This window comes from Oleiphilus sp. HI0117, from assembly GCF_001635235.1.
Genome location: NZ_LWGA01000770.1, coordinates 1 through 5,839 on the forward strand (window position 1 = coordinate 1; position 5,839 = coordinate 5,839).

At 40.7% G+C, this 5,839-nt stretch carries 2 protein-coding genes; both read left to right on the forward strand.

The genetic code is table 11. The features are described 5' to 3' along the window. Positions 1-55: 55 nt before the first annotated feature. A complete protein-coding gene (locus tag A3757_RS12445) occupies positions 56-502 on the forward strand; it encodes a hypothetical protein (RefSeq protein ID WP_068739717.1) in 447 nt (148 codons plus the stop codon). 102 nt (positions 503-604) lie between these two features. Further along, the coding region (locus A3757_RS12450) for a hypothetical protein (protein ID WP_156506298.1) at positions 605-5,839 on the forward strand (5,235 nt) is incomplete at its 3' end.

Here is a 5,839-nt window from a genome sequence, read left to right on the forward strand (position 1 = left end):
TATTTTTATTACTTCTCTTTTCGTCTCCTTTCTCAATTAATTGAAATGCAGAGATATGAAAAATACCACTATTTTGCTAACTAGCCTGACCGTAATTGTAATCGGGGGTTTGCTTTATCTAAGTCTCCCAGGCACAGATACAAAGATAAAAGATACCGGAACCAGTGGTGCAGAAAAACACCAAATTTTATCTGCGTTAGATCGCTCAAACATTGGTATTGAATCCGCTTTACCTGATAAACCGCCTGTGAAAAATAGTGATACCTTGTTAACGACACTTCAAAAGGAAAAGTACAGTAACCTCCCGGATGAACGCAGAACTGAAATGTTAGAAGTGATTTCCGCGACGAACCAGGCCAGGAATACGGTTTCTTCTGGTGCGGAGAAATATTTTGATTTAGTCGAGGATGATAAAAAATTTGTAGAACTAGATGCGCTGGCTGATCAGAAAATTATTGAATTAAATCGTTTGCTTAAAGAGAAGCAGACAAGTGCAGATTAGTCTGTAAGAGTTCGAGTTTTAAGAAGGTATTGTGGTCGTTTAGCGTATCAATTTCTACGGCTGTAAATCGTTATTATTAGAGTTAAAAGGAAGGAGTGTAAGGTGCGTATTATCGAGGGAAGGTTAATTGCAGGCCTAGTATCAGTACTTTTACTTAGCATGATCAGCGTCCAGGCCCATGCAAGTGTGGTTGGAAAGATAAGCGGTGACTTAACTGTGAGCCAGGGCGGTGTTGCTTATAATCTCTCGTTACCTTTGCCGAATGGTATTCATGACGTTTCACCACCTATTTCTCTGCAATATAGCGCTCAAGCGACAAACGGTATTGTCGGCCCAAGTTTCAAACTAAATGCCAGTTCAGCTATTACACGATGTACACCAACCTATCAAAAAGATGGGTTTGAGTCAGGCATACAAGTTGATTCTCTAAGTCGGTTTTGTCATGACGGGCAAAGACTGATCTCGGTATCTGGAAATGACGGTCAAAATGGCACTGAATATCGCACATACGACAATAATAACGCTAAATACCAATCAATCGGTGGTAACAACTACACTCCTGAACGTTGGATTGTAAATACACCAAGTGGTTTTGAGTTAGAGTTTGCACGCTTCGGTCACACTGACAATCAGTTTGCAACGTGGCTGTTAGTAAGTAAGAAAGATATCTTTGATAATACGATTACGTATGACTATGTCGATGGCAATTTACCTTTGGTGTCTACTATTTCATATTCAGGCCACCTTGTTAGTTTCGAGTATCAAGACAAAAATCTTCCCTCCAATAACTATATGGGCGGAGCAAGTATAAATAACCATAAGCTCTTAGATCGAATTGATGTAAACGCCCCAAATGGAGATTTAATTTACTTCTTTGATTTTGATTATGAATTCCTACAAAGTGCCGTTGATGTAGAACGCCTGAACAAAGTGACTCAGTGTTTCAGTGGCACATCAAGTGAGAATAATAGCGCATGTTTAAAGCCTGTTTCATTTCACTATCAAGAGCTACCTGTCGCATCAAATGTTATTGATCGTTTAGAAAGTGATTTAACCATTGTTGTTGAAGATGACTTTTATAACCCAGATGGTGGAGCGCTAAGTTCTCCAATTGAAGAGCGACCTAGTTATGCCGCTGGTGACGTAACAGGTAATGGCTATCCGGATTTTTGTTACTACAAACTCAATACAGGAATCGTGTGTGCAAAGTATAACGCGGGCAGCTACGATCCACCCACAGCCTGGAGTGTCGACTTAGCGTACCAAGCTAATAACGAAGACTTCAAAGCCTACGGTTTATTGAACCTTATTGATTTAAACCTAGATGGTAAATCGGATGTTTGTATAACGGATGATGAAGGGATTCGTTGTGGTGTTAGTGATGGTGACAGTTTCAATATTACTTCAAACTCTACTTCTCTTTGGACAACCGCCATTAATAAATCGTACATGGGGGTTTCTTTTGCTTACGTGAATGAAGATGAATATATCGACATTTGTGGTACTGATGATAACGGGAATTATCGTTGTTATGAGGGGAATGGTAGTTCTTTTAGCAGCGAGCTGTTCAGTTTTAACGATGTAGACTTCTTTGCCGAAGCGGAATGGGACTACGAATACAATTGTGATGAGTCGAATAGCTGCTCAAAAATGAGTGAGTCTTTCGAAGTAGGCTACCCATCACCCAATTTTATCGATATCGATGGCGACTTCGATAAAGACCTTTGCTGGGTTTCACACGAAAGTCAGGCCTTTGTGTGTAAGGAGGCGTCTACCAATACATCTACACAGACCTTGGAATATGGTGCGAAAGTTTCCAAAGTAAATTTATCGAGCCTAACTTCTACCTTGCCCTCCACAAATAGTACGACTCGATTTGCCTCAGTCCATAATGACTGGAAACAACAAGCAGAGGCCGCGGTTCAAAATATCAATAAGTTGGCCTCAGGTTTTAGACTAGCAAACCTGAATGGCGACCAACTTTTAGATGTCTGTTATGTATCCGGTGAAGATTATGTATGCCACCTAAATACCGGTAAAGGATTTGATGCATCCTCTGTTTGGTTAGATCTGAGTGATTCATTTGCAGACATGGATGACGATGCGAAGAATGCAAAAGCGGCCACGTTTAGATTTGTTGATCGGAATTTAGATGGCTTGGCAGATTTATGTTTAATTCACAGTGAATATGAACAGTGTGGATATAGTGATGGCAGTGAACTAGCTGATTTGGAAAACCGATTAAAGATATTTCCAGATATTGAAGTAAATGAAGATAGCCAGAGCCAATGGGTTAGCTTTATGCATAAGCTCTTCGGCGGCAGTCGTGTCCCGTTTATGCTTGAAGCTGTTAGAGGTGGATATGGTAACTTAATCGAAGTGGGCGATATCAATAACGATGGCTTTTCAGAGTTTTGTTATCGTAGTCTGTGGGGCATAGCATGCTCAACGAATGATAATTTTGGCCCAACCTCCTTGCTTACCGGCGTTACAGATAGTTATGGGCTGTACAGTCAAATCGAGTATGCTCCACTAGCTTTAGATGGGTTATATGATGCTGCGAACTCGATACCAACAGGCTTCCGTGAACAGCTTTCCAACAATTGGGTTGTATCAAGCATTACTACCGATACGGCTACTGTAAATTCAGCTTCGGGAGAAGTTCTAACCAACAGGGTCGATTATCGCTACGGTGGTTTACTTGTTAGCAATGATGGAGAGGTCGCCGGGTTTTCAAAAATGACGGAAATCCAGATTAGTCGAAACATCGTCAAAACGACTAACTTCTTTACTGATGACAAGTTATTTGGACAGCAAGAAAGCTCGGTAACACAAATCAATGGTGTGACGGTCAAAGAACAAACTAATAATATGAGCGTTGAAGAGCTTGGTAATGGGACACGTCGTTTAGTGTTGAATTCAACGTCAGAAAATCAATATGATGCTAATGGCGTTCTACTCAATACTGCATCTACAGTAAACACTGAATTTGATGACTATGGATATCCAAAATATATCACAACAAATAAAACAGCAGGTCATGAAACGTTAGAGGTAAAAACCGAAACAACGTACTTGCACGATCTCAGTAATTGGTTACTAGGCCGCGCAGACTATCAAACGGTGACGCACACCTACGGAGGAAGTGATGTAGAAACCCGTGTTGTGGATTATGAATATACGGACGGTAAACTCACACGAGAAGTGCTTGAGCCGGGTGCCGACAATCAATTAACTATCGAGTACTCTGATTTTAAAACAGTAGGTTATCCAAGATTAGTCGAGAGTACAGGTATGTCGGACTATGATGGCGAATCGCAAACCCGTTATGTTCGTAAAACCTATGATGACCTAGGTCGGGTTTTAACTGAAACAAACGCTCTGAACCAAACAACGACTTATACCTATCATCCTCGATGCGGAAAGATCGCTTCTATTGAAGATATTGGTAAGCGACTTACTTCGATAGGATATAACGAATACTGTGAAAAAGTATCTGAAGATTATCCTGATAGCAATTTAACAACATGGATGTACGAATGGGCAACCACCCAGGATACCAACGCGGATCAACGTGCAGCTGATTGGGAATATAGTTACCACAACCCAATTGTCTACAAAGTTACCGAGACTAAAGCATCCGATTCAGAGTACGGCGACCAAGTAAGTACCGTCTATTTTGATGCATTAGGTCGCGCGGTTAGGTCAATCAGTTCAGGGTTTAGCAGTGACTCATCTGACCGAGATGTAAAAACGTCAACAATATATGATCAATATGGTTACCGTGTCGCGATTACTGAGCCATATTACGTCTTGAACGGCTTGCAAGATACTGCTCGCTGGACACGATTCACCTTTGATAGTGTGGGTAGAGTATCCTCAGAATCAAAAGCAGGACCCGATAAACTACCATTGACGGTTAGCTATACCTATAGCGGAAATACCTCGAATATAGCTTACAGTGATTACAGTAAGTCAACGACGGTGGGCATTCACGGCAAGCCTTCTTCAGTAACTGAAAACGGCCAGATTGTTGAATACGAATATACAGCGGCTGGCAATTTAGAACTTACGCGAACGAACAACCTTGAAACAACCGTTGAATACGATGATCGAGGCTTTAAAAAGAGCCAAGAAGACCCTTCAATGGGGGAATGGCAGTACAAACATAATGCCTTTGGCGAGTTAGTCTATCAAAAAGATGCGAAGCAGCAAGAAGTAAAAATGTACTACGACTTGCTTGGCAGAATGACTCGCAAAGTTGCGCCTGAAGGCACTTCTCGTTGGGATTATTTTGCTAGTGGAAATGGAATCGGACAGCTAGAACAAGAAACTGGTACTGAGGCGACTAAGATTTGGACTTATGATGAGTTAGGTCGCGTTGAGACAGAAACCTTAAATGTGAATACGCAAACATTTACGACACAGTTCGTACACGACGATTATAGCCGCTTGATCGAAACCAAGTACCCGAATGATGTCTCCATGTTTAATCGCTATGACAATATTGGCAAGTTGCAAAACGTGTCAATGAAGGCTCGTGATATTAAAAATATTGATTTTGAATACTTGCTGGCCGAAAAAGATACTTTAATGGTAGAGCTTGAACGGCTTCAATCATTGCAGCAAGCGGCACTTAATAAGGCTCAGTATCATAGCAATAAAGCGCTGGAGTATCATAAACAGTATCGAGAGTTCCTAGATAAGTTTAATGAGGTAAGCCAGTCTATTAGCGTATTAAATGATATTGCTGTTGAACATCAGAACCGCGCAGAACAATACATAGCCTTATATAGTGAGCTAATTGAAAAGGCTAATAGTATCAAAACTCAATTTGGTAGTGGTCATCGTTACAAGATGATTGACCAAGATTCTGAAAATTACTACTACGCAAGAACATACTGCGCTAGCTATCATGGTTGGGGGCCAACAAAATATTGTGCTAGATATAATACAGATCAAGTAACTGTTGCCATAAGTGATTTAACTATTACCCTGGCCAACGGTGACGAACAAATAATTCCTGCACCAGAAATAATTGACCCAGTCACATTCTTCGAAGGTTTAGCTCAGAGATATCTGGCGCAATCACTGGTTCAGCAGCAAGTTGTCGGCACGGTAATAGGTAGTGAAACAGATTCGAGTATTATTGAGAAGACTGTTTCGGAGCTTGATCAAGGAACGCTTGATTTAGTTTACGAATTTATTGACAGAGACGCACAAATACAACTCTATGAGTTAAAAAAGGTATTACAAGACTACATTTACGCTGATAATAATTACGATGAATGCGAATTTAATATTCGCATTCATCGTAATTATTATCAGCGTAAATGT